Source organism: Fibrobacter sp. UWH6 (genome assembly GCF_900142465.1).
In the GTDB taxonomy this organism is placed as follows: domain Bacteria; phylum Fibrobacterota; class Fibrobacteria; order Fibrobacterales; family Fibrobacteraceae; genus Fibrobacter.
On record NZ_FRAX01000001.1, the window covers coordinates 170,184 to 193,585 of the forward strand.

19 protein-coding genes are annotated in these 23,402 nt (G+C 50.7%); 8 read left to right on the plus strand and 11 right to left on the minus strand.

The genetic code is table 11. From position 1 onward, the window contains the following. Nucleotides 1–88: 88 nt before the first annotated feature. On the minus strand, nt 89–1,969 hold the full coding sequence (locus BUB73_RS00725; protein ID WP_073282893.1) for a glycosyl hydrolase: 1,881 nt from the start codon (nt 1,967–1,969) through the stop codon (nt 89–91). A gap of 181 nt (nt 1,970–2,150) precedes the next feature. Continuing rightward, on the minus strand, nt 2,151–3,146 hold the full coding sequence (locus BUB73_RS00730) for an aldose 1-epimerase (RefSeq protein WP_073233686.1): 996 nt from the start codon (nt 3,144–3,146) through the stop codon (nt 2,151–2,153). Nucleotides 3,147–3,339: 193 nt separating this feature from the next. Between BUB73_RS00730 and mnmE the strand changes: the two genes are divergently transcribed. After that, nucleotides 3,340–4,722: a tRNA uridine-5-carboxymethylaminomethyl(34) synthesis GTPase MnmE gene (gene mnmE, locus BUB73_RS00735; protein WP_073282896.1), complete on the plus strand. Its 1,383-nt coding sequence runs from the start codon at nt 3,340–3,342 to the stop codon at nt 4,720–4,722. Next, complete coding sequence (locus tag BUB73_RS00740) at nt 4,712–5,593, plus strand: GRP family sugar transporter (protein WP_073233690.1); 882 nt, start codon at nt 4,712–4,714, stop codon at nt 5,591–5,593. Before mnmE ends, BUB73_RS00740 begins: the two co-directional genes overlap by 11 nt. 249 nt (nt 5,594–5,842) lie before the next feature. Here BUB73_RS00740 and BUB73_RS00745 read toward each other — a convergent pair whose 3' ends face one another. Further along, on the minus strand, nt 5,843–7,930 hold the full coding sequence (locus BUB73_RS00745) for a glycoside hydrolase family 9 protein (RefSeq protein WP_249269437.1): 2,088 nt from the start codon (nt 7,928–7,930) through the stop codon (nt 5,843–5,845). Nucleotides 7,931–8,321: 391 nt separating this feature from the next. On the opposite strand from BUB73_RS00745, the gene BUB73_RS00750 reads away from it, so the two are divergent. Next, nucleotides 8,322–9,263: an aldolase catalytic domain-containing protein gene (locus BUB73_RS00750; RefSeq protein WP_073155937.1), complete on the plus strand. Its 942-nt coding sequence runs from the start codon at nt 8,322–8,324 to the stop codon at nt 9,261–9,263. Nucleotides 9,264–9,441: 178 nt separating this feature from the next. Here the strand turns inward: BUB73_RS00750 and BUB73_RS00755 are convergent, their stop codons facing one another. Together BUB73_RS00755 and BUB73_RS00760 are read right to left on the minus strand one after the other, a co-directional pair. Beyond that, on the minus strand, nt 9,442–10,926 hold the full coding sequence (locus BUB73_RS00755; protein WP_073282899.1) for a PHB depolymerase family esterase: 1,485 nt from the start codon (nt 10,924–10,926) through the stop codon (nt 9,442–9,444). Nucleotides 10,927–11,171: 245 nt separating this feature from the next. After that, nucleotides 11,172–12,545 (minus strand): efflux RND transporter periplasmic adaptor subunit, encoded by a 1,374-nt coding sequence (locus BUB73_RS00760; RefSeq protein WP_254794991.1) that lies wholly within the window; start codon nt 12,543–12,545, stop codon nt 11,172–11,174. Between the two features lie 682 nt (nt 12,546–13,227). On the opposite strand from BUB73_RS00760, the gene BUB73_RS00765 reads away from it, so the two are divergent. The 4 genes from BUB73_RS00765 (at nt 13,228) to BUB73_RS00780 (ending at nt 16,932) form a co-directional block, all read left to right on the plus strand. Further along, nucleotides 13,228–14,139, plus strand: a complete 912-nt coding sequence (locus BUB73_RS00765) for a cation diffusion facilitator family transporter (RefSeq protein WP_073155945.1) — start codon at nt 13,228–13,230, stop codon at nt 14,137–14,139. Between the two features lie 80 nt (nt 14,140–14,219). Then, nucleotides 14,220–15,053, plus strand: coding sequence for an aldo/keto reductase (locus BUB73_RS00770; protein WP_073155947.1), 834 nt, complete (start codon nt 14,220–14,222; stop codon nt 15,051–15,053). 51 nt (nt 15,054–15,104) lie between these two features. Beyond that, the gene (locus BUB73_RS16760; RefSeq protein WP_256374930.1) at nt 15,105–15,314 is read left to right on the plus strand and encodes an HIRAN domain-containing protein; all 210 of its coding nucleotides are present in this window, start codon (nt 15,105–15,107) and stop codon (nt 15,312–15,314) included. 46 nt (nt 15,315–15,360) lie between these two features. Next, the gene (locus BUB73_RS00780; protein WP_083538080.1) at nt 15,361–16,932 is read left to right on the plus strand and encodes a M16 family metallopeptidase; all 1,572 of its coding nucleotides are present in this window, start codon (nt 15,361–15,363) and stop codon (nt 16,930–16,932) included. 96 nt (nt 16,933–17,028) lie between these two features. Here BUB73_RS00780 and BUB73_RS00785 read toward each other — a convergent pair whose 3' ends face one another. Beyond that, on the minus strand, nt 17,029–17,730 hold the full coding sequence (locus tag BUB73_RS00785; RefSeq protein WP_073282905.1) for a class I tRNA ligase family protein: 702 nt from the start codon (nt 17,728–17,730) through the stop codon (nt 17,029–17,031). Nucleotides 17,731–18,019: 289 nt separating this feature from the next. Here BUB73_RS00785 and BUB73_RS00790 point away from each other — a divergent pair, with 289 nt between their 5' ends. Next, nucleotides 18,020–18,739, plus strand: a complete 720-nt coding sequence (locus BUB73_RS00790) for a homing endonuclease associated repeat-containing protein (protein ID WP_083539586.1) — start codon at nt 18,020–18,022, stop codon at nt 18,737–18,739. A 232-nt stretch (nt 18,740–18,971) separates the two neighbouring features. Here BUB73_RS00790 and BUB73_RS00795 read toward each other — a convergent pair whose 3' ends face one another. From BUB73_RS00795 to BUB73_RS00815, 5 genes are all read right to left on the minus strand, one after another. Continuing rightward, nucleotides 18,972–21,719: a valine--tRNA ligase gene (locus tag BUB73_RS00795; protein ID WP_073282908.1), complete on the minus strand. Its 2,748-nt coding sequence runs from the start codon at nt 21,717–21,719 to the stop codon at nt 18,972–18,974. 61 nt (nt 21,720–21,780) lie between these two features. Next, a complete protein-coding gene (locus tag BUB73_RS00800; RefSeq protein WP_073282911.1) occupies nt 21,781–22,269 on the minus strand; it encodes a type II toxin-antitoxin system MqsA family antitoxin in 489 nt (162 codons plus the stop codon). Next, nucleotides 22,270–22,416 carry a type II toxin-antitoxin system MqsR family toxin gene (locus BUB73_RS17910; protein WP_083538078.1) on the minus strand — a complete coding sequence of 49 codons (147 nt, stop codon included), beginning with the start codon at nt 22,414–22,416 and terminating at the stop codon, nt 22,270–22,272. Between the two features lie 213 nt (nt 22,417–22,629). After that, nucleotides 22,630–22,974 carry an addiction module antidote protein gene (locus BUB73_RS00810; RefSeq protein WP_073234160.1) on the minus strand — a complete coding sequence of 115 codons (345 nt, stop codon included), beginning with the start codon at nt 22,972–22,974 and terminating at the stop codon, nt 22,630–22,632. Then, a complete protein-coding gene (locus BUB73_RS00815; RefSeq protein ID WP_073283151.1) occupies nt 22,961–23,266 on the minus strand; it encodes a type II toxin-antitoxin system RelE/ParE family toxin in 306 nt (101 codons plus the stop codon). Before BUB73_RS00815 ends, BUB73_RS00810 begins: the two co-directional genes overlap by 14 nt. Nucleotides 23,267–23,402: the final 136 nt, after the last annotated feature.

Here is a 23,402-nt window from a genome sequence, read left to right on the forward strand (position 1 = left end):
TCAAAGTGTTCTTTTTTTTTTATCAAAACAAAAAATGCTTCGGAATTTTATCCCGAAGCATAAACTTTTACCTTTGTAGAAAAAGGGATTACTGTGCGCCACCGATAATGGTTGCGTCCATGAACTGTCCTTCCTGGACTTCAACTGTGGCGGGTTTGTTGAAATCGCTCAAAGCTGTTCCGTCGTCTGCGACAACATCGTCGTAGAAAATCGTTCCGTTTACACCCGGGGTGGAAATTTCCAGGAGGATTGTGGAAACGTCTGCGAGATAGGCTGTCAGTTCTTCACCTTCAAGAACGGTCTGGTTTGCGGCTGTTGTTGCAAGATCAATTTCACAGGCTTCCTTGGCGCCGCCGTTAATCCAGCAGCCGTCGGGCTGAGCCCATTTCCACTTGGAGTCCATGAAGGCGATGGTGAACCACAGACCGTCTCCGTTATTGGAATTGTCAACATTGAATGTGAGCTTGGTTGCCTTGGACAGGTCGACGACGGAACCTCCGTGGAGGACTACGTTGCCGCGAACGGTGTCTTCTGGAGAACTTGCTGTCATGACAACCTGCAAGTATCCATTGGTGGCGATGTCTTCAGGAAGCACGAGGGGTGCCTTTTCAACGGCGGTATCCAGGTCTGCAAGGGCGTATCCGACGACGCATGCTGCTGCAGGAGCGTTGCTGATGGTGTAATTGTCCCAACCGGGCATGTCTTCCAGGGCGAATACGCAAGGATCTGCCAGGTTTGCTGCCCAGACGGTGTTCTTGGTCTTGCTGACGTACTTGCCGTCCCAGCTTTCATACCAAGGCATGTTCCAGCTCCAGACGGCGTTGTCGGCGTGCATCAGGGATGCGTCAGGGATAGGACCATTTTCAGAGAGTGCGATGATCTTGTCGCCATGAATAGTCTTCATGTTGCTGAATACAGCTGCGTTGCTCTGATAGTCATAGGACTTGTTGTAGATGTCTACGGAGAACACGTCGTAATAGGCACTACCCGGATCCCACGTTGCATCGCTGAAGATTGTCTTTTCTGCATTCCACACCCATACCAGGTTCTTTACGCCGTTGACCTTGACCATGCGGTCATAAACGAGACGATAGAGGGCTGCGTATTCTGCGCCCTGGTGCATCTTGTCGGTGGCGCTCCACCAGAACCAGGCTCCACCGGATTCATGAAGGGGACGGAAGATTGCAGCTACGCCCTGTTCCTGAAGCTGGAGGAAGTATTCAGAAATTTCATCAATGTCGGCGACAATCTGCTGGTAGGCTTCGGATGTTTCGTCCCATTCGGTGGTTCCTGCCTTAAAACCTGCAGCGTAGTCAAAAGTGGTAAATTCGCTGGCGTTACCCTTCTTGGTGTAGAAGGCGTCGATAGCGTGGCTGGGGTCCTTCCAGTGCCAGGAGAAGGCCGGAATACCGCCCTGCTTCCAAAGGTCCGCTGCTGCTTCCACAGCCATCTTTGTATAACTCTTGTACCATGCATCTCCGGCATTGACACCGTTTGCGAACAGGAAGTCAAAACCCACCAGCGCGGGATATTTGCCTGCGGCTTCGTATACGGCCTTGACGTCGATCATTTCCTTGACGGTGGCTGTGTTGACGTCACCGGTCTGAACACCGGAAACTGTACGAGAACCGAAGTTGGTGGCGAGGAAGTTGTAAAGCTTCTGGGCGCTAGCAGTAGCTCCTTCTGTAACCGGAGCGTAGCTGAAGGTTCCGGGCACGTTGGTAATCGGAGTGTTGTTTCCTTCGTTTCCGTTGTCAGATACTGCAGTGGTATCGATGGTCGTGTTAGATGTGTCGGTAGGAGTGCCAGAAGGTGTGCCGGTGCTGTCGCTAGGTGTGGCGGCGGGATCATCTCCCACAACGGTAGTCTGTTCTTCAGGACCGCTGCTAGAATCGTCTGAGCATGCTGTTGTCAGAATAGCTGCAGTTGCAGCCAAGCCAAATGCCAAGAGGGATTTCTTGATATTCATAAACACTCCATACAAAAAGATTTACTTGACTAAAATTATATTCCTGAGAGGAGAAAATTCTTTTTTTGATGTTCTATGTTGTAATAACGTTGAATGGAACACAACAAACTTTTTAATGAAAAAAATGGCGTTTTCTTTCGAAAAAAGCCATTTTCTTTAAGTGTGTTGCGAAATAGAAAAGCTATTTCTCAATAAAGTTGAAGCCGAACTCAAAAGTGCGGGATTCGCCCGGAGGAATCACGATGAGACCGCGGTGATGGTTCAGGGCATCCGGTTCCGTGGTCATGGGCTCGATGGCGATGCTCATGCGGTCGGGGGGAGTGTACATCTGGATGGCGTTATACTGTTCGATACCGGCGCGCTGCCAGATGTCCAGCAGGTACTTCTCGCTTTCCAGCAAAACGTGTGCGTTGTTGATGAAATCTGCATCGGCGGGAGTCTGGGCGAATTCCTTGCCCAGGCAGAAACAGTCATTGATGAATTCATCGGAAATCTTGCGAGACGGGACGAAACGGGTGTCTTCCTTGAAGTTGCCGGTGGGGAGGTCTGCGGAATCCAGCACGGCCAGATTTGTCACAGGCATGGAGAGGGTTAGTTCGTCAATCTTTTCGCCCAGGCTGAAGTAGGGGTGCCAACCTTCGGAATAGGGCATGTCCTTCTGGCCCAGGTTTTCGACCTTGGAGTAGATGGTCACCTTTTCACCTGTGTAGATGATGGTGTTGGTGGCGCGGAAGGGGAAGGGGAAGCCGGCGTAGGCGCCAGACCAGTCGCAAGTGAATACTGCTGTGCAGCAGTCGTTATCGCTTTCAAAACTCTGGAAAGTCCATTCCCTGTTCTGCAAGAAACCATGAAGGGCGTGGGGAGCCCAGCTAACGTTGTTTTCCAGCTGGTATTCGTTGCCGTTCCAGTTGAATTTGGCAAAACCGGTTCTTCCCGGGAAGGGGGTCAGTCGGCAGCCGGCGTTGGTATCAGGGCCCACCTGGTGGATGGTGGAACCGTCGCGGTAACCGAACAATAGATCAAGCAGTTCGCCGTGTTTTTCGTTTACGGGTACGCGCCAGGCGTTAAGGCCTCCACCGTAGCCGCTAAGGATTTCGAATTCTGCACCGTCATCGCGCTGCAATACATAACACTGGACAGTACCCAGGGGGCGAGAAATAATCTTGAACTGACTCATATGTAGGGAATCTAGATAATAAAATCAGCATTCCAATAGTGAATATAGCCGAGTAATAAAAATGTATTAGTCTTGCCAATTTGTGGAAGTTTTTTGTAAGCATGATTTGCCGTAAATCACAGTTAACACAATTCCGTCAATGGTCCATTTTGTTGTATTGGACAGAGAAAAATGAATTTCTATTTTTCACACCATGGAAAAACAGACTATTGTAGCCCCGATGACCCCCAACGGCGTAAGTGCCGTGGCTGCCATTCGTGTCAGCGGCCCCCAGGTGAAATCCGTGGTGAAGACCCTCTTTGGTGAAAAGGCCGTGGCTGGGCTTAAATCCCACATGGCAAAACTGGGTACAGCCAAGTGGCCAGCTTCTGTTGAAGGTGGATGCCGTGCCGGGGCTGTGATTGATAGTCTGCTGTACTTGTATTTTGAAGGTCCCAATTCTTATACTGGCGAAGATGTCCTGGAACTTTACCCCCATGGCAATCCCCTAATTGTCCGTGACCTGCTTCAGGCTTGCCGAATGGTAGAGGGGGTGCGCCTGGCTGAACCGGGTGAATATACCCGTCGAGCTTTTTTGAACGGGAAGATGGACTTGACCCAGGCGGAGTCTGTGGCTGACGTGATTCACAGCGCAAACCGTTCCGAATTGGAAAACGCCCACCGTTTGCTGGGAGGCGCCCTTTCTAAAAAGGTTTCTGCCCTCACCGAGCAGGTGAAGGATATTTCTGCCCGCATGGAACTGGATGTGGATTTCGCCGAAGAAGAGGCGGATCCGGATTACGCTGGCTGGGAAACCCGCTTTGTGGCCATTCGCCAGTCGGTTCAGGGAATTCTGGATAGTTTCCGCGGCAAGGCTGAAGTGGGCCGCTTGCCTCTGGTGGTCTTGTATGGAGCCCCTAATGCAGGTAAGTCCAGCTTGGTAAATGCATTGCTAGGTGAAGACCGTATTCTTGTCAGTGACATTGCGGGAACCACCCGCGACTTCGTGGAAGTCCGTCTGTTCCTGGATGGTGGCGAAATCCGTCTGGTGGATACCGCTGGCCTTGCCGAAAAGGCTGCCGACGCTCTGGATGCCTTAAGCATGGAAAAGAGTAAGCAAATTTTGGCTGAAGCGGATATGAAAATCTTGTTAGTTGATGGAACAACTAGCGTCATCCTGAACCCCGAAGGGGTGAAGGATCCAGTAGGCATGAATGTTCATCCGGATCTTGTTCTGCAAACGAAGGCTGACCTTTCTAGGGATGTCGCTCTGAACTCGGTTCAGGGGCAACTTGCCATATCTTCAAAAACAGGCGCAGGTCTCGCTGAACTTAAATCCGCTCTCAACGCCCGCCTTTTCAAGAATCGCGAAAATTCCGAAGACCTCTGGATCACAAGCGAACGCGAAAAGGCCTGCCTCGAAGATGCTCTTGCCGGCATCGATCGCGTGCTTCTACAGTTGCGTTCCAATCCCGCAGTAGAACTGCTGGCCTTTGAAATGCAAATCGTTCGCCGCGCCCTCCAGAGCATTACCGGCGAAATCTCATCTGAAGACGTTTTACAATCCATCTTTGCGGGGTTCTGCATTGGGAAATAGTTATATTGGCGCGCTGCTCGCCATTTTCATATTTGGCTCCTACATGGTGCCGCTGAAGAAATGGTCTTCCTATTCTTCCTGGTCCTTCCTTTCCATGATGACCACGGGGGCGTTAATTTGTTCCCTGGTGATTGCCTTTGTGACAGGATCTTTCAACTTGAACCCCATGGGCCTGCTTTGCGGTCTTTTGTGGGTGGCAGGCGGGGCTTTCAGCTTCTGGGCGGTTCAAGCCGAGGCTGACCTTGCTGGAGCAGGTGTCCGTGCCATGGGAGTGAGCATCCTGGCTTCCTTCCTTTCCGGTGTTCTGCTGTTTGGTGAACCTTCCAACTTTGCGTTGTCCATCCCGGCGATTGTATGCTTTCTGGTGGGCCTGTCCCGCTTGACGCCTTCCTCAGGAGGCTCCGTTTTTAAGAACTGGCGTTCTTTTTTGGGCGGTTTTGTTTTCGGTACTTACCTCATACCTTTCAAAATAGCGACTGCCCATGGCCTTCAGCTTTCCGACCTGGAATTTATGTGCCCCCTTTCTATCGGCATCTTTGTGGGAAGCCAGATTCTGGTGGGCATCCTCATGCTCAAACGTAAGAAGGCTTTTGATTTCCCGCTGGTGCCCAGCCTCATTTGCGTGGGTACAGGTGCCCTTTGGACTTTTGGCATGCACGGTTGCTTCTGGGCTATCGCTCCTATTGCTGCAGGCGGTTCCTTGGGATATGCCGTTGGCTATCCCTTGACTCAGCTTAATTTGCTGGTGAACCTTTGCTGGGGTGTGATTGTCTTTGGCGAATACAAGACTGCCAAGGAACGCATCAAACTTCTGCTGGCGACATTTGTAATTCTCGCCGGCGCAGTGCTCTTGACCCTTTCCAAGGGGTAATTGAATCTTGGATGTACGCGAAAAAGGCGGTGGAAAACCATTGTTTGAAGCTCTTTCCACTGCCTTTTCTTTATTTTGTGTGTAAAAATCCTACGCGAATTTGGACCGTAGCGGTGAAAATTGCTCCTTTGGGAGCTTTTTTTGTATGTGTTTTACCTTATTTTGTGGATAACATAATAAAAAGGCGGTGGATTTCTCCTGTCTAGGACTCTTTCCACTGCCTTTTTGAGTGAGTACTCTTGAGCGACCTTACTTGACGGCAATCTTCTTTACGGTATTACCTACCTTCACCATATAAACGCCGCTCTTCAGAGTCTGCAGGTTCAGAGTGGCATGGCCTGCAACTGCCGGCTGGTTCATGACTTTGCGGCCCTTCAAGTCTGTCAACTGGATACTAGAAGACTTTGCATTCTGCAGGTTTACAATCAGGGTTCGGCCATTCAGGCTCATGTTGAAGCCTGTTGCGATTTGAGTAACGATTCCGTCCTTTGCGCCTGTTGCTTCTCGAGTCACTTCGTCATAGCGGGTGGCTAGTGCCATCAGGTACCAAGTGCTGTGGGGGAGCCACTGTTCAATCCAACGCCAGTTGTCCCAAGATTTTCCGTTAATGGCGTTGACGTCGTCCCACACGATTCCGCTACCGTCTGTGTTCAATCCGGAAATGCCGTTGGCGATACCGCCTTCGAGGGTGGCGTCGTAATTGGAAGATCCATCATAGATGGCGGGATTCTTCTTTCCCTTCTTGTACATCATGCACACGCCGTAAGGGTTCTTTCCCAAAATCCAGTCCAGCTGATCGGTAGCGTACTTGTTGATTTCTTTTTTGTTCGGGGTGTCTCCTAGAACTTTTGTTGCGTATACGGCTGCGGCAGAAAGGCTGGCCAATCGAGCGTCTTCGCCTTGCCACCAGTAATTACTTTCGTTATCGTGGGGGATAAAGAAGGTGTTCTTGATGGTGTTTTGTGTCTTGGCGGTTTGACGTGCGTAACCGAAGGGATTGCCCACTTCGTTTGTAACGGAGATAAGCCAGTTTAGATGCTTGCTGATAGCGTCTTTAACCACGGGAAGTTCGCGGGAGGCGCAACCGCCACCGGGGCACAAGTCCATTTCGTGTGCTAACTCTGCAAAACGGCATAGCGCGACTAGAGGAAGCCCTGCGTCGCTGGCGTGCCAGAAGGGACGAGTCTTAGCGTCATCGCTCCAGAAGAATCCTTCATCACTGAGTCGGTCAATCAGGTGTTCTGCGCGTTTGAGGGCTTCGTTGTAGTAGTCATGTTTTTCCGATGAAGCACCTGCGCTATATAGTTCCATTGCTGCCAACAGCGCGGTGTAATCGTCGATGATATTTTCCTTGCCGTCGTCGCAATAGGCGCAGCTTCCACCAATAGACTGCTTGGACTGCAAATGTTCAAAGCCCTTCTTTGCTGCGGCCAGGTATTGTTCGCTGGTGTAGTCGCCGTTCTTCTTCAGCATAGAGGCTCGGGCAAGGCCTGCAATCGCCATGCCGCCACCTTCGCGGAATGCGGTCTGGTACTTGGAACTTCTTGTGCCTTCGCTTCCGCTAAAGGCGCAGACGCTACGGTCGGCTTGTCCCCAGCTATCGAATACGGTCATGTAGAAGTAGCCTTCCTCGCTCAGCATGCGGACTAGGAAGTCTGCGCCGTAGATGGCTTCATCCACTGCGGTAACGGTAGACGGATTGGCGCTCAATGCGGCGGGCATTTTTTCTGCGGCGAATGCCAAGGCCCACACCGTTAGCGGAATTTGCTGCGGGTTCAAATAGTTTGCATAAGACAGGTGGCTAAGGTACTTACTCACGTCGCCGCTGGCGTCATACCAACCGCCGTGAACGTCCACCTTGGTGCCGCTCCCTTCCAGAGGAACGCTCTTGTCCCAGCCCACGATAGGATCCTTGTCGGCGCGATCCTTGTAGAAGTAATCCATCACGGACTTCAAGGTGTTGGCGGCCAGGGCGTTTTCTGCAACCACGAAATAATCTGATGTAGAAGGGGAGCCCTCGTTGACGCTGACGTAGTATGTGCCTGCTTTAAGGGAATCGCCCAAGTCGATGACATAGTATTTGCCGTTCTTGCTCCAGTTATCCGGATTGACGCCTGCGCCAAAAGTTCCGCCCTTGATGCTGCCGCCCAGCGTTCCATCGGAACCGCCGCCGAACAAAGTCCAGTTGACCCCTTCCAGGTTCTTGTCGCTTTCCACGATAACGGAAACGGGCTGACCTACGTCATAACCCACCTGGTTGTAGTAAAAGGCGTTGTCTGCGTTGGCGATGGAGGCCAGCGCTGCTAAAGTCGATACGGTAAAAATCTTTGTTCTCATGAGATAAAATTTAATTCCGTAGTTCAAGAAGATTAAAAGGGCATGGATGGACATCGGGAGAACAAAGCTAACCTTTTAGATTAATAATTACGCAAAAGTTGCGTTAAAATAAAGATGGGTTGGCCCGTCATAGGCTTGTCGACCTTGATGGATTCTATGGATTGTGTTGAAAATGAGGTGATTTTATGCTTTTGTAATGTCCTGAATACCATCAAAAATAGGGTGTTAGGGTGTTATTAACGCAAAAAATGCGTTTAAAATGCATAAAGTTCTTCTCTAGGTTAGCTGTCCCCTTGTGCGAACCCACCTATTAATCTACCTTTACCCTCATAAGAAATCGGGCCGCAGGCCCTTTAACTTTTACACTTTAACCTTTAACCTATAAGCTACTATGTACTACGAAAGCATTAAGGTTCTCGACTGCACCATCCGCGACGGTGGTCTCGTCAACAAGCACGACTTCTCCCTGGAATTCGTCCGTCGTCTTTACACCCTCCTGTCCGCCGCTGGCGTCGACTACATGGAAATGGGTTACAAGAACTCTCCGGAACTGTTCGACCCCAAGGAATACGGTCCGTGGAAGTTCTGCGATGACGATCTGCTGTGGAAGGTGAAGGACGGCATCGATTCCAAGATGAAGATGGCCGTGATGGCTGACGTGGGCCGCGTGAACATGGACGCTGTGAAGCCCGCTGACCAAAGCCCCTACCAGATGTTCCGCGTTGCTTCTTACGTGAAGAACATCGACAAGGGTATCGAAATGGTGAACGCCTTCAACCAGATGGGTTACGAAACCACTCTGAACATCATGGCTGTTAGCCGTGACCGCGGTCCGGAACTGGATGAAGCTCTGCACCAGGTGAACGAAGAATGTAAGGCTGACGTTCTGTACCTCGTAGACAGCTTCGGCGCCTTCTACCAGGAAGACATCGATAAGGAAATGGCTCGCTACCGTGGCATCGTGAAGAACAAGCAGTTCGGCTTCCATGGTCATAACAACCAGCAGCTGGCTTTCTCTAACACCATTCAGGCTATCATCAACCACGTTGACTTCCTGGACGGTTCCGTTTCCGGTATGGGCCGTGGCGCTGGCAACTGCACCACCGAACTTCTCCTTGGCTTCCTGAAGAACCCCAAGTACGATCTCCGTCCGGTTCTCGATGCTTACCAGGAACTGTTCCTCCCGCTCCAGGCCAAGTACGAATGGGGCTACATCATTCCGCAGATGATCACTGGTATGCTGAACCGTCACCCGCAGGATGCAATCGCCGTCCGCAAGACCGAAGACAAGGACAACTACTCCAAGTTCTACAACCATATGATGAACGACTAAAGAGTTTTGGTGCGCAGGCAAGTAAACTTGCCTGGATAACAAAACCTTTGGCCGTAGACTCGCAGCCCGCGGGGCAAGAGTCCCACGATTAAGAGCCGAGAGTCGCTTCATAAAAAATCCCGAGTTCCGTTTTCACGGACTCGGGATTTTTTGTTAGAAGGAGTAGATGAATTCTTGATTACTGCAGCTGCCACTGCTTCAGGAATGCCCAGGCAGATTTGCCGTCAGCATAGGAGTGGCCTGCGTTAGGATCGTTGCGGAATACAACCTTCACGCCGTCCATGCAGTTGGAGTATTCCTTCACGGTGACGTTGCCGTCTCGGGTTTCTGTGGGGTTGCCGGTACAGCCATTCTTCTGGCCCCAGAAGGTGAAGTTCTTTTCGGCGCCGAGGAAGTTCAGGCCGTCGCCGCGACCGCTGTCGCCACCCTGATAGACGCAGACGCCATCGCTAGTGCTGCGGTACATGATAATGGGAATGGGGCGAGCCGGGTTGCAGGATGCGCTGTTGACGGTATTCAGGTCCATTGCGGAAGGTGCCACGGCGGCCAGTTCATCGGCCAAGTTGCAAGCCAGATGATTGGTCATGCCTCCGCCCATAGAGAAGCCGCTGGCGTACACGCGCTTCTTGTCGATGCAGGCGGATTCGCTGGCCGCCTTGATCATTTCGCGGGTGAACTTTACGTCGTCTGCGGTAGAGCAGCAGGGGCCTACGTTCCAGGCTGCGCTTGCTCCGTCGGGGTACAGGGAGATGACGCCTTCAGGATCAGTCTGAGCCCTCAATTGGGTTCCGCCCATCTGTCCCCGACCATTACCGCCGATACCGTGGAAGTCAATGACCAGAGGGACTGCCTTGTCGCCCTTGTAGGCGCTGGGAACGTGCATGATGAAGGTTCGGGTCTGTCCATCTACGTTTACGCTCATGGTCTGATCGCCGGCCTTTGCAGTCTTGCTGGCGCAATTTACAATCAGTTCGACGCTGGAGCTGGATCTTGCTGTGGAGGCGGAACTCTGGGATGCGGAACTTGCCGGTCCCCAAGTCATAGAAGAAGAGCTAGGCTGCTCCCAAGTCATAGAAGAACTGGATGCTGTCAAGTCCTGCTTTTCCAAGGTAAAGACTTTTCCAGTTTCCTTCTCTTCGGCCATGGTATAGCTGAAAATCTTGTATCCGGTAAGAGAGAATGCCAAGTAGGGCAGAGGGTCGCCAGCCTTCATCAAGGCACCGCGACTTACGATGTAGTTGTCGTTTACGCTATTGCTGGACACCTTCAGAATCATGAATTTCTGACCAGCGAATTTCTGAATGTCGATGGAGGTGTTCTGTGAATTGAACTCCTGCTGCATCATCATCTTGCCAAGAGCGTCCATCATAGAAACCTTGAAGGAATTACCGCTGGGGTTGGCAATGCTCAAGACGTTTCCATTTTTGGCTACGGCAATTTTGTTTTGAATAGAGGCGTCTGCAATTGCAGTCGTTATTTCATCGCCGATGGAAAATCTTCCTTGGGCGTCGCTTGTTGCGGTGTAGCCACCATAGTTGTAGCAGGTGATGTTAACGCCTTCCAGAGGCTCGTTGTCTGTGTTGACCACGGTACCGTCAAGGTTCCACGCGGAAGCTGCAATTGCGGTGACAAGAACGCCACCCAGGGCATGCTTCAAAAACATAAAATCTCCTTTAGAGTTTTATCCCGAACACACCTTGATTTACAAAACCAAACTCAAGTTAGAATAATTACGCAGAGAATCCCCTGGAAAAAGATGATAAATAAAACTGACATTAAGAAAAAACGGGGTGATTGTTCTCGTTTGCGTTTCCTTCGGGAATAATGTTCCCGAATAATAAAAAAGTCTCCGCCGTAGCGAAGACTTTCTCTCTCTCTCTTGCCGCGCAGATCCTGGTCTGCGTGGGATTATTTCTTCTTGCGTTTTCCCGGAGGGCCAGGCATAAAGGGGCTGCTTGCCTTTTCCTTTTCGGCCTTGACTTCGGTCTCGATTTTCTGGCCGGTAATCACGACGTCACCAACGCTTAGACCCTTCAGGATTTCCACGTTCACGCCGTCGCTAATGCCAATCTTGATGGGGCGGGGGGCAGCCTTCCCGTTGACGCTGACCCAGACCATGTTTCTGCCTTTCTGCTTGCCGGGCTTACGCTTTCCGCCAAAGCCACCCTTGCCGAATCCGCCAGGACCGCCGGGACCCATTCCCGGGGGAGGGCCGCCAGCACCAGGACCGCCAGGAGGAGGACCATCCATTCCCGGGGGCGGCGGGGGCATTTCGCCTTCCTTGAATCCTGGCGGCGGGCCGAAACCTTCGGGAGGCATAGGCGGGCGTGGCATATCCTTGAAGTCCGCCATGGGAGTGCTTTCGTTGGGTGTAAACTTCAATGCCTTTGCCGGAATGGAAATGGCGTCCTGAACTTCCTTCGTTACGATGGTACAGGTGGCGGTCATGCCCGGCAGCAATTTCTGATCCGGATTGTCGGCGGTAATGACCACGGTGTAAGTCACCACGTTGCTTGTGGTGGTGGGGTTCAGGCGTACTTCCTGAACCTTGCCGCTGAACTTGTCGTCCTGGAATGCGTCCACTGTAAATTCAACACGCTGGCCGGCTTTTACCTGTCCGATATCCGCTTCGTCTACGTCGGCCATAACCTTCATTTGGCTCAAGTCCTTTGCGATAATGAACAGGGTGGGGGTGCTCATGGAGGCGGCCACGGTCTGGCCCACGTCTACGGCGCGCTTCAAAACTACGCCGCTAATGGGGCTCTTGATGGTGGCGTAACTGAGATTCAGGCGGGCCTGGGCCACTTCGTTCTTGCGCTGTTCCATGGTGAACTTGGCGGCATTTACGCTGTACTCGGCAGATTCCAGTTCCACGGCGCTGGCGCTGTTGCTTTCGGCCAACTTCTTGGTACGTTCAAAAGTTTTTGTCTTGTAGTTAAAATCGTTTTCGGCTGACTTGTAGGCGATTTCGGCCTGGTTCAAGGTGGCCTGTAACTTGGACTTGTCCAGCTCCGCAATGACCTGTCCCTTTTTGACCTTGGAATTGAAATCCACGAAAAGCTTGCTGATATCGCCAGAAACCTGGGTGCCCACTTCCACCTGGTCTACGGGTTCCAGGGAACCTGTTGCAGAAATAGTGGTAGAAATGGTGGCCAGGGTAACTTCCGAAGTGACCAAGGTGGCAATCTTCGCTTCGGCCCCCTTGTCAAACACAAACGTCTTGACTCCATAGCCAACGCCCGCCAAAATGGCGATTACAATTAAGAATTTCAATAGCTTCATCATACTTTACGGAGAAAATTTAGAAAGTATTAGACTTTTTACAGCTATTTAGATGCGCTAGCAAGGGGATTCGTTGCAAAGAAAGACGCTGGCGGGAGACGCTTAATTGTCCTCTGAGGAACTAATTTGAAACATGCCCGGTGTTTCCTCCTTTTGATGCGCAATTGCACAGATGCAAACCCGTGTAAAAGTTCTGCAAATTCACTATTGCACTTATGCATTGCCATGTATTCATGGGTTGAACCCGCTATTGCGTACACGTATACCCTGGTATTTATGGCTAGAAAGCAGATACGAGATACAAGATATGAAGTGTCATCTAGAGCGAAGCGAAGGATCTAGATATCGGATATGAGTTTTCATAATCGTGCCGGAGGCGCCCTTACCAGCGGTGAGTTTTCAGTTGTGAGCTATGAGTTTTTATAGTCGCGCCAAAGGCGCCTTACTTTTAGCTCACTACTCACTACTCATCACTCATAACTAAACTGCTCAAGGTCTCGCGCGTTTATGAGATTCTGAAACAAGTTCAGAATGACTGTTTGTGAATGTTCAGAATGACAGTTTGCGAATGTTCAGGACGACACCCCACTATCCACTGTTCACTCATATCTACCCCGCAGTTTATGTCCTTCCTTTCCCCTTAGTCCTAGTCTTTTTTTGAACAGGTTGCTAAATTAGGGGTATGACTCGCATCGTTAAGCAAGATGACAGCGCCGAAGTGCGCCATGTGACCTGGGTTGGCCTGGGTTGGAACGTGGCTCTGTCTGTGGGCAAGTTCTTCGCCGGTTTTATCGGTGGTTCTCAGGCCTTGATTGCCGATGCTATTCATAGTGCGTCTGACTTTTTGACGGATATTGCCGTTATTGCGGGTTCCAAGTTGTGGAACTGTCCGCCGGATGCTAACCACCCTTATGGCCACCGCCGTTTCGAGACCCTGATTTCTGTGGGGATCGGTGTGGCGGTTTGCGCTGTTGGCTTGGGGCTTGGGTACGATGCCATTCAGACCCTGCGGTTGGGAGAAGAGGGCGCGTCTCATCCGGAATGGATTGCTGCTGTTATGGCGGCACTCTCCATTGCCATTAAAGAGGGCTTGTTCCGTTATACGCGCAAGGCGGGCAAGAACATCCGCAGTCAGGCTCTCGAAGCCAACGCCTGGCACCATCGCAGCGATGCCTACAGTTCTATTCCCGTGTTGATTGCGGTGGGGATCGGCATCCTGTTCCCGGAACTTTGGTTTGCGGATTCCGTGGGCGCTCTGATTGTGGCTTGCTTTATTCTGCATTCGGGCTACGAAATTGCCTGGCCTGGAATTCACCAGGTGGCAGATATTGGTGCCCCTGAGGAAACGGCGACGAAATTAAAAACGTTAGCCCTTGAAACTCCCGGCGTCATTAGTATCCATGGTTTCAGGACCCGCTTTGTGGGTAGTGACCTTCATGTGGACCTGCATATTGTGGTTCCTGCCGATATGACCCTCCTGGCTGCCCATGATCTTTCCGAAGAAGTGGAGCGCCGAATCCTGGAAGCGGGCGAAAATGTGGTGGATGCCATGGTCCACGTAGACCCCTTCGACCCCAAGAAGGCCTTCAAGTAAAAAATTTTTCTGTGCAAATTGCATATTGCCCCGAAATGGTATAGATTTCTCTAGAAAACTTGCCTTCAAAGGAGTCGTGCATGGTTTTAGATGAAGTTTTCAAACTGAGCAATGGTGCCCGTATTCCGAAAGTTGCCCTTGGCACTTGGCAAACCCCGAACGATGTTGCAGCCGACGCTGTTGTGGCCGCCATCGATGCAGGTTATAAGCATATCGATACCGCCGTTGTTTATGGTAACGAGGCTGGGGTTGGCGCCGGATTGAAGGCTGCCCTCGAAAAGACGGGAATCCACCGCGAAAGTATTTTCTTGACCACAAAGGTGCCCGCCGAAGTCAAGAGCTACAAGGGGGCGGAACAGTCTATTCAAGAAAGCTATGAACGTTTGGCTACGCCCCATATCGACATGATGCTGATCCATTGGCCCAAACCCTGGATCGAAATGAAGGACCCGAATGCGCCTTCTTACAATGCCGAGAATCTGGAAGTGTGGCGCGCCATGGAAGCCGCCTACGACGTGGGCAAAATCCGCTGCCTCGGTGTTTCTAACTTCAGCATTGACGATATCAAGAACATCCAGGATAACTGCAAGGTCCAGCCGGTGGTGAACCAGATTCGCGTTCACATTGGCCATGTGCCTCTGGAACTGATCGAGTATTGCCGCTACAACGGAATCCGCGTGGAGGCTTATTCGCCCAATGCGACGGGCCGCCTGATGAACGTTCCTGCGGTGTGCGAGATGGCCAAGAAGTATGGCGTGTCTGTGCCCCAGCTGGCAAACCGTTTCTGCCTGCAGTTGAACCTGGTGACGCTTCCCAAGTCTACCCACGCCGAACGCATCCGCGAAAACGGCGCCCTGGACTTTGAAATCAGTGCCGCCGATATGGAACAGCTGCTGGAAATGCCTGAAATTTAAAGAAACATCTTAACTTTTTCGGGATTTCAGTAAGTCGATATAATCCTCGGAATTGATTTTTGCTTCAAAGAATGGCATGCTGAGTATGCTATCATGGTCAAGGATTCTCAAGGGAATAAGCTTGGTTATGTTCCCCGGAAAAATAATGTTGTGGTGGCCAATTTGATGGATGCGGGAAAGATGGTTTATGCGTCTGTTCATGAAAATCGTTGGTACGCCATGACTCCGGATGTAACTATTGATTTGTATATGGAAGATTAGGGGGTATCTCTTTGGCGTATTCAATCAAAAATGCTATCTTCGGGGTATGAAGTTTTCGTTCAAGAATTTTGCCGTGTGCGCAGCCTTGGCTTGCTGCGTGTCCAGTGCTTTTGCCGAAGTGAATCTTGCCGTGCATAAGGAAGTTTTGCCTAACGGTCTGACGGTTCTTTTGCACCCCAATAAGCAGGCTCCTACGGTGAGCTGCCGCCTGTTCTATGTGACGGGTTCTGTCCACGAGGTTCCGGGAAAGTCTGGCCTGGCTCACCTGCTGGAACATGAACTGTTCAAGGGAACCAAAAAGGTAGGCATTACGGATAGCATCGCCGATGTCCGCTTTATGGAACTGCAGGATAGTCTGCAGGCCTTGATTCGTCCGGCAAAGAATGCAGGTGATACGGCCACGGTCCGCAAGTTGACTGCGGAGCACGATTCCATTGTGAACGAACACCGCAAGATTTTTGTGAAGGATGAATTGTGGGGCGCTTACCAGGCCGCCGGCGGTACTGGGCTGAACGCCTTTACCACGGACTTGATGACGGCTTACATTGTGACCTTGCCCAAGAACAAGATCGAACTGTTCATGTGGCTGGAAGCCGACCGTATGCAGAATGCGGTGCTCCGTGAATTCTATTCCGAACGTGATGTGGTCCGCGAAGAACGCCGCATGCGTTACGACGACAAGCCCACGGGCCGCTACTACGAAAGTCTGAATTCCCTGATTTACGAGGCCTTCCCCTATCGCGTGCCTACCATTGGCTGGCCCAGTGATATTGCCAACCTGACCCGCGAAATGGCCGACGAACATTACCGCAAGTATTACAAGCCCCGCAATGCCATCTTGGTGTTGGCTGGCGACCTGGATACCACCTCTACCATGGAAATGGTGAAGAAGTATTTTGCGGATATTCCTGCCGGCGAAGCTTTTCCGCCTTTGACCATCCGCGATCCGGAACAGGCTGGCGAAAAGCGCCTGACGGTAAAGCGCCCCGATGCTCCCAACTTGTTTACTCTGGTGTTCAAGACTCCCGAAGTGGGCGACCCGATTCTTTACCCTCTGGATATTGCCGAGGGCGTGCTGAATGGTCGCAGCGGCAAACTTTACAAGCGTCTGGTGGAACAGGAAAAGCTGGCGGTGAATGCTGGCGCAAGCAACAGCCCCAACAAGTATGTGTCTGAATTCAGCGTCACCGTGAACATGCGCCCCGATGCCGACCCCGCCAAGGTGGAAGCTATCGTTTGGGAAGAACTGGAAAAACTGAAGACTGAAACGGTTAGCGAACGTGAATTCCAGAAGGTGAAGAACCGTGCCTACGCTGGCCTGGTCCGTAGCCTTACCGACATGGAAAACGTGGCAACCAATCTGGCCTGGTATGAAATGTTCGGCGACTATCGCATGTACCTCACCTGGGCCGACGAACTGAACAAGGTTAGCGCCGCCTCTGTGCAGGAAGCCGCCCAGAAGACCTTCGTCCGCGATCACAGCGTTGCAGGCCTGCTGCTGAAAGAAAAGCCTGTGGCTGCAAAGCCAGCAGAAACGGCTGTGAAAACTGCAGAACCCACTGCTGTAAAAACGGCGGAACCTGCAGCAAAGGCTGCAAAAAAATCTGACAAAAAATAAAATGGGTTAAGTCGGAAATTAAAACCGCAAACCTGAAATAAAAAAGAGGAAGTTCCTTGGGAACTTCCTCTTTTTCGCATTAAAGACCGCGTTGAATTACTTCAGCTCTTCAAGAGCTTTCTGGTTCTTAGCGATGATATCTTGCTGGGTTGCGAGCTTCACGCGTTCGGCGTTGACCACGGCTTCCGGGGCACCGCTAACAAACTTCTCATTGGAAAGTTTGCGTTCGATAGATGCGGCAAAGCTCTTGGCCTTTTCGATTTCCTTTTCGAGGCGTGCGATTTCTGCAGCCGGGTCAAGGATGCCTTCCAGCGGGATGAAGAGTTCGCCACCGGGCACAACGGCGCTGGCGCTGAACTTGGGCTTTGCGGCCTTCACTCCAACGGTAATGCTTTCGATGCCACCAAGTTCGGTGATGATGGCGAGGCATGCATTCACGGAAGCTTCGGTTGCTGCGTCGTCCACAGAAACAACGGCCTTCAGCTTGGTTGCCGGAGAAACGCTGTAACGGCCACGGACACCGCGAACGGCTTCCACCACGGCGAATGCCTGGTCGAAGGCAACTTCGATGTCCTTGTTGATGAGAGATTCATCAGCGGTGGGCCAGGGGCGGCTGATCACCATTTCGGAACCCTGGAACAGGATGCTGTTCAGTTCTTCAGTGATGAAGGGCATTACCGGGTGGAGAAGGTCAAGAACATTCTTCAGCACGTAGCTGAGGATTGCCATAGCGTTCTTCTTTTCGGCGTCCAAAGTTTCACGGTTGATCACAGCCTTCTTGATTTGCGCAAGCGCCAAATGCTAGCCTCGGTCATGGACAAATATATTTGTCCGCGACACTCGGCTTGTGCATTTGTCAAGGTACTGGCTGCAAACGTCATCCCACACGAAGAATTTTGTTTTTATGGGCGTTCCCTTGCCTACGCAAGGCCGGGCTATATTTTAGGGGCTGCCGTCTGCGCTTCGCTTATCGCCAACCTCCTAAAACGGAGCCTTGCATCGCAAGTCTCCGCCCCAAGGGGTCACTATCCCTAACGCATTTTTTTTTATTTTAAATATAAGTGCAATCTAAAAGTGGAACGTTCTTATGCCGTTTACTGATGATATAGAAAATCTGTTTGTTTTAAGCGATTATAAAAGAAATACGCCGGATGAAGACCTTATTGCCGATGTAAAGAAAGTTGCCATACAACTAGAAAAAAATACAGTAACGATAGCAGAATATGAGCTGTATGGAACGTTCCATCCAAGTACGCTACAAAGAAGATTTGGTTCCTGGTTTAAAGTTATGGAAGTGTGTAATTTAGATGCTAGTCGGAGTTGTTTGAACATTTCAGAAGAAAAATTATTTTCGAATTTAGAGAAGGTTTGGACTAGTTTAGGACGACAACCGAAATATTGTGAAATGAGAAAACCTCTTTCAGAATATTCTGTCGGCACATATGAAAAAAGGTTTGGCAGTTTTCGAAGTGCTTTGAAGCAATTTGTGGAATATGTGTCTAGCGGAATTGAAAATAAATCTAAAGATAACGAATCTAACTGCAAAGTTAAGAAACTTTCAAAAGAAAATGAAGAAGTTGTTCATAAAACGAAAAGAAATATTTCTGATAGATTACGTTTTCAGATATTGATGAGAGATGGTTTTACTTGTAAAACTTGTGGTCGAAGTCCTGTAACAGAATTGGGGGTAAAATTACATGTAGACCATATAATTCCGTGGTCGAAGGGGGGAGAAACCATTGCCGATAATTTGGAGACGAAATGCGAACAATGCAATCTTGGCAAAGGAAATGCTTTTGATTGCTGAGAATTCAACTGTTTTTTTGTGAATAAAAGAAGAGTCCTGTTTATAGGACTCTTCTTTTATCAAATGGATTATACCTTAAGTAGCTTTCTTGACCCTTAAGGTTTTTGTCTAGAAAATTATCGCAAGTCCTGCAGAGCAGTTTGTACATTCGCTACGCTCATGTACCAAGTACTAGCCTCGGTCATGGACAAATGAATTTGTCCGCGACACTCGGCTTACGTACTTGTCATTCTTACTTCAACTCAGCTAGAGCCTTCTCGTTTTTGGCAATGATATCTTGCTGGGTTGCGAGCTTCACGCGTTCGGCGTTGACCACGGCTTCCGGGGCACCGCTAACAAACTTCTCATTGGAAAGTTTGCGTTCGATAGATGCGGCAAAGCTCTTGGCCTTTTCGATTTCCTTTTCGAGGCGTGCGATTTCTGCAGCCGGGTCAAGGATGCCTTCCAGCGGGATGAAGAGTTCGCCACCGGGCACAACGGCGCTGGCGCTGAACTTGGGCTTTTCAGCCTTAACGCCAACGGTAATGCTTTCAATGCCGCCCAGTTCGGTGATGATGGCGAGGCATGCATTCACGGAAGCTTCGGTTGCTGCGTCGTCCACAGAAACAACAGCCTTCAGCTTGGTAGCGGGAGAAACGCTGTAGCGGCCTCGGACACCACGAACGGCTTCCACAACGGCGAAGGCCTGGTCGAAGGCGGCTTCAATGTCCTTGTTGATGAGAGATTCATCAGCGGTGGGCCAGGGGCGGCTGATCACCATTTCGGAGCCCTGGAACAGGATGCTGTTCAGTTCTTCAGTGATGAAGGGCATTACCGGGTGGAGAAGGTCAAGGACGTTCTTCAGCACGTAGCTGAGAATGGCCATAGCATTCTTCTTTTCGGCGGTGAGGGTTTCGCTGTTGATCACAGCCTTCTTGATTTCCAGGTACTGGCTGCAAACGTCATCCCACACGAAGCGGTAGAGGAAGCCGGCAAGTTCTGCGAAGTGGTATTCTTCCAGCATGCGGGTGGCATCCTTGATGGTGGTCTGCAGGCGAGAAAGGATCCACTTGTCTTCCAGTGCGAACAAATTCTTGTCCATGGGAAGTTCGGCGGCAAGGGCTCCAGCCTGTTCCAGCTGCGGGTAGAGGAAGCGGCAAGCGTTCCAAATCTTGTTAGAGAAGTTACGACCGATTTCGAACTTTTCGGAAGTGTTGATTTCGGTACCGTCTTCCTGCTTTTCCTTCTTCACCGGCAGACGAACGTCCTGGTTGTCGGTGCAGAGGCTGGCCATCACGAAGCGGAGCGCGTCAGTGCCGTACTTCTTTTCGATGTCCATGGGGTCCACGCCGTTACCCTTGGACTTACTCATGGTCATGCCATTGCCGTCCAGGATCTTCGGGTGGATGTAAACGGTGTGGAACGGGATCGTACCCATGTTTTCCTGGCTGAACAGCACCATGCGAGCCACCCAGAGGGTGATGATGTCGCGGCTGGTCACCAGCACGGAAGTGGGGTAGTACTTCTTAAGAGTGTCGGTGTTTTCCGGCCAACCCATGGTAGAGTGGGGCCAGAGACCACTGGAGAACCAGGTGTCCAGAACGTCGTCTTCCTGCTTGAGAACGTGGCCCGGAACTGCGTCTTCTGCCAGGTTTTCTTCCTGAGAGCAGACCAGGTAGCCACCATTTTCAGCCTTGTAGAAGAAGATGTCTTCGCGGTTGCCAAATACGGCCTTCAGTTCTTCTTCGGTAGCGTCGGTGTGCCAGATAGGAATGCGGTGGCCCCACCAGAGCTGACGGCTGATGCACCAGTCGCGCTTTTCGCCAAGCCAATCCAAGTACTTGTTGGCGTAGCGTTCCGGAATAATCTTGATTTCGCCTGACTTCACAGCGTTCATTGCGTTTTCTGCAAGAACGTCCATCTTCACGAACCACTGGTCGCTGAGGTACGGTTCAATAACAGTCTTGGAACGGTCAGAGTGGCCCACGTCCATTTCGTGGTCTTCCACCTTGATGAGGAGGCCGAGTTCTTCGAGACCTGCAACCACAGCTTCACGAGCTGCCTGGCCCTTAAGGCCCTGGAACTTGCCAGCGTTTTCGTTCAAGGTTCCGTCGTCGTTCATGATGTTGATCATGGGGAGCTTATGACGGAGACCGGTAGCATAGTCGTTGGGGTCGTGAGCCGGGGTCACCTTCACGGAACCGGTACCAAAGTCCTTGTCCACGAGAATTGCGTCTGCGATCACCGGAATTTCACGGTCAACGAAAGGAACCTTCAGAGTCTTGCCGATGAACTGTGCATAGCGTTCGTCGCTGGGGTGCACGGCAAGAGCGGTATCGCCCATGATGGTTTCCGGACGGGTGGTGGAAACGGGAATGAAACCCGAACCATCGGCCAGAGGATACTTGAAGGTCCAGAAGTGACCCTTCACATGTTCGTAATAGATTTCGTCGTCGGCAACGGCAGTCTGGAGCTTGGTGTCCCAGTTCACCAGACGCTTACCGCGGTAGATCAAACCCTTCTTGAACAGGTTGAAGAAGGCGTGGCGAACAGCCTTGGCGCAGATGGGGTCCAAGGTGAAGCGCTGACGGCTCCAGTCGCAGCTCACGCCAAGGCTCTTCAGCTGCTTGGTGATGCGAGCTTCATATTCTTCCTTCCACTTCCAGATGCGTTCCACCAAGGCGTCGCGGCCGATGTCGTGACGGGTCTTGTGTTCGTCCTGGAACAGGCGTTTTTCCACAACAGCCTGGGTTGCGATACCGGCGTGGTCCGTACCCGGAATCCACAGGGTGTCGCGACCGGTCTTACGGCGGTAGCGTACCAAAATATCCTGAAGGGTGTCGTTCAAGGCGTGGCCCAGGTGCAGGGCGCCGGTTACGTTAGGAGGCGGAATGACGACAGAGAACGGTTCGCCCTTACCGCTAGGTGCAAAGCTATTTTTTTCAGCCCAGGTCTCATGCCAGCGGGCTTCAACTTCTGAAGAATTATAACGTGTTTCCATGATTTATTACTTCCACAAATAATTTCTTAATGCGGGCAAATTTAGAAAAAAACAGTGAACTTCACGAACGAGATGTTTTTGAACAGGACGAACTCTTGTCTTTTTTTGCCTGATAAGTACTTTGGGCTTCGCAGGCGCAGAGGGCTTTTTGACTTGTTAGAATGGCCATGGCGTCTGTGGAATCCCGCAGGATGCGAAGCAGGTTGTCCATGGAGCGGCTCTGTGTTACGGTTCCTTTTTCATACTTGGCAAAGGCCTTCGGTCCGCCACCTACGATTTCTGCAAATTCTTCCTGGGAGTAACCGAACTTCTTGCGAATTTCTACGATTTCCTGGGGCTGCAATAAGCCCTCCGCTTCCCTGTAGAGAGCATCTAGCTTTTTGTTGATGGGACCGACGCGTTCCTCGTCAATGAATTCCTCTCCACATCCGGTACAATGGAAAATTGGAAGGTTGTTTACTGTGATGGATTTACCCTTGTAGGTGTAGGTTTCTTTTACTTTTTTTCGGTTCACTTTTGCGCTGCAAATGGGACATTCTTTGATAATCATTTATAGCTCCTTGAACGAAATGACAACTCCGTTTCCATTTTTTGTTATTTGAATTTTGATGTACAACTTTACGCAAGAACCATCTGCTTTTGTGTCGACTGAATGATATACATCTTGCCAAAGAGTTGTGTCAGCGTCGGTTGTCATAGTGTGCTTTGCCGAGGTGTTCCATTCAGAATGCCTCCTCAAAAGCAGAAGAATCTGTTACAATGAAAATATAGATATAAAAGTACCATAATGGTACTATCTGCGAGCGGTATTTTGGTCATTTAGCCTCCTGTCGCTACATGCTGAAAAGCGACGGTTTTGTGCTACGGTTTTATTTATCAAAAAATGGTTTAAGTTCGGCGAAACATTTGCCTAAGCTTTGTAAGCGGCTTTCTTTTCGGCCACGGCAAGTTTGCGGGTAACCTTTCTCTTTGTAGGAACTTTAGGAACCGCGATCATTTGAACATTTAGTGCGTTCAATACGCGTAAAATGGTGTCAAAACGGGGGTGAGCATCTTCATTCAGCGCCTTGTAAAGACTTTCTCTGCCGAGGCCTGTTGCTTTTGCAATTTGTGCGATGCCGCGAGCTTTGGCTACGTATCCAATGGTCCTCAACAAAACGGTGCTGTCGTTTGACTGCAATGCGTCGCTGATGACTCCCGCGATAACCTCCTCGTTATCCAAAAGCTCTGATAAATCCAGCTTACTTGTTTTCATTTTGAATCGTCCTCCACATTTCCTTTGCCTTTTCAATGTCTCGCCGTTGTGTTGATTTGTCTCCACCACATAGGAGAATGATTACAACCTGTCCCCGTATGGCGTAGTAGAGCCTATATCCAGGTCCAACATCGAATCGCATTTCGGATATCCCGTCGCCAATGTTTTTGACATCACCAAGATTTCCTAGTTCAACTCTCAATAATCGAGAGAATATTCTCTGCTTTGCCTGATTGTCCTTAAGGTTCGCGTACCATTTAGAGAAAGTTTCAGTTTTCTCTATTGAAAACATCTTACCCTCCCAAATGTATCTAATCGGATACAAAGTGTCAAGTGCATTACATGTGTACTCATCGTTCCTCCTGTCGCTACATGCTGAAAAGCGACGGCTTTGTGCATCAGTTTTGCTTATCTAAAAATCAGAAATC

What these genes read in the sequence shown, in the direction of transcription:
- BUB73_RS00765 (WP_073155945.1), top strand. Translation starts at nt 13,228, where the DNA reads ATGACTCGCATCGTTAAGCAAGATGACAGCGCCGAAGTGCGCCATGTG.
- BUB73_RS00755 (WP_073282899.1), bottom strand. Translation starts at nt 10,926, where the DNA reads ATGTTTTTGAAGCATGCCCTGGGTGGCGTTCTTGTCACCGCAATTGCA.
- BUB73_RS00760 (WP_254794991.1), bottom strand. Translation starts at nt 12,545, where the DNA reads ATGAAGCTATTGAAATTCTTAATTGTAATCGCCATTTTGGCGGGCGTT.
- BUB73_RS00725 (WP_073282893.1), bottom strand. Translation starts at nt 1,969, where the DNA reads ATGAATATCAAGAAATCCCTCTTGGCATTTGGCTTGGCTGCAACTGCA.
- BUB73_RS00770 (WP_073155947.1), top strand. Translation starts at nt 14,220, where the DNA reads ATGGTTTTAGATGAAGTTTTCAAACTGAGCAATGGTGCCCGTATTCCG.
- BUB73_RS00795 (WP_073282908.1), bottom strand. Translation starts at nt 21,719, where the DNA reads ATGGAAACACGTTATAATTCTTCAGAAGTTGAAGCCCGCTGGCATGAG.
- BUB73_RS00780 (WP_083538080.1), top strand. Translation starts at nt 15,361, where the DNA reads ATGAAGTTTTCGTTCAAGAATTTTGCCGTGTGCGCAGCCTTGGCTTGC.
- BUB73_RS00745 (WP_249269437.1), bottom strand. Translation starts at nt 7,930, where the DNA reads ATGAGAACAAAGATTTTTACCGTATCGACTTTAGCAGCGCTGGCCTCC.
- BUB73_RS17910 (WP_083538078.1), bottom strand. Translation starts at nt 22,416, where the DNA reads ATGACAACCGACGCTGACACAACTCTTTGGCAAGATGTATATCATTCA.
- BUB73_RS00750 (WP_073155937.1), top strand. Translation starts at nt 8,322, where the DNA reads ATGTACTACGAAAGCATTAAGGTTCTCGACTGCACCATCCGCGACGGT.
- BUB73_RS00815 (WP_073283151.1), bottom strand. Translation starts at nt 23,266, where the DNA reads ATGTTTTCAATAGAGAAAACTGAAACTTTCTCTAAATGGTACGCGAAC.
- BUB73_RS00790 (WP_083539586.1), top strand. Translation starts at nt 18,020, where the DNA reads ATGCCGTTTACTGATGATATAGAAAATCTGTTTGTTTTAAGCGATTAT.
- BUB73_RS00800 (WP_073282911.1), bottom strand. Translation starts at nt 22,269, where the DNA reads ATGATTATCAAAGAATGTCCCATTTGCAGCGCAAAAGTGAACCGAAAA.
- mnmE (WP_073282896.1), top strand. Translation starts at nt 3,340, where the DNA reads ATGGAAAAACAGACTATTGTAGCCCCGATGACCCCCAACGGCGTAAGT.
- BUB73_RS00810 (WP_073234160.1), bottom strand. Translation starts at nt 22,974, where the DNA reads ATGAAAACAAGTAAGCTGGATTTATCAGAGCTTTTGGATAACGAGGAG.
- BUB73_RS00730 (WP_073233686.1), bottom strand. Translation starts at nt 3,146, where the DNA reads ATGAGTCAGTTCAAGATTATTTCTCGCCCCCTGGGTACTGTCCAGTGT.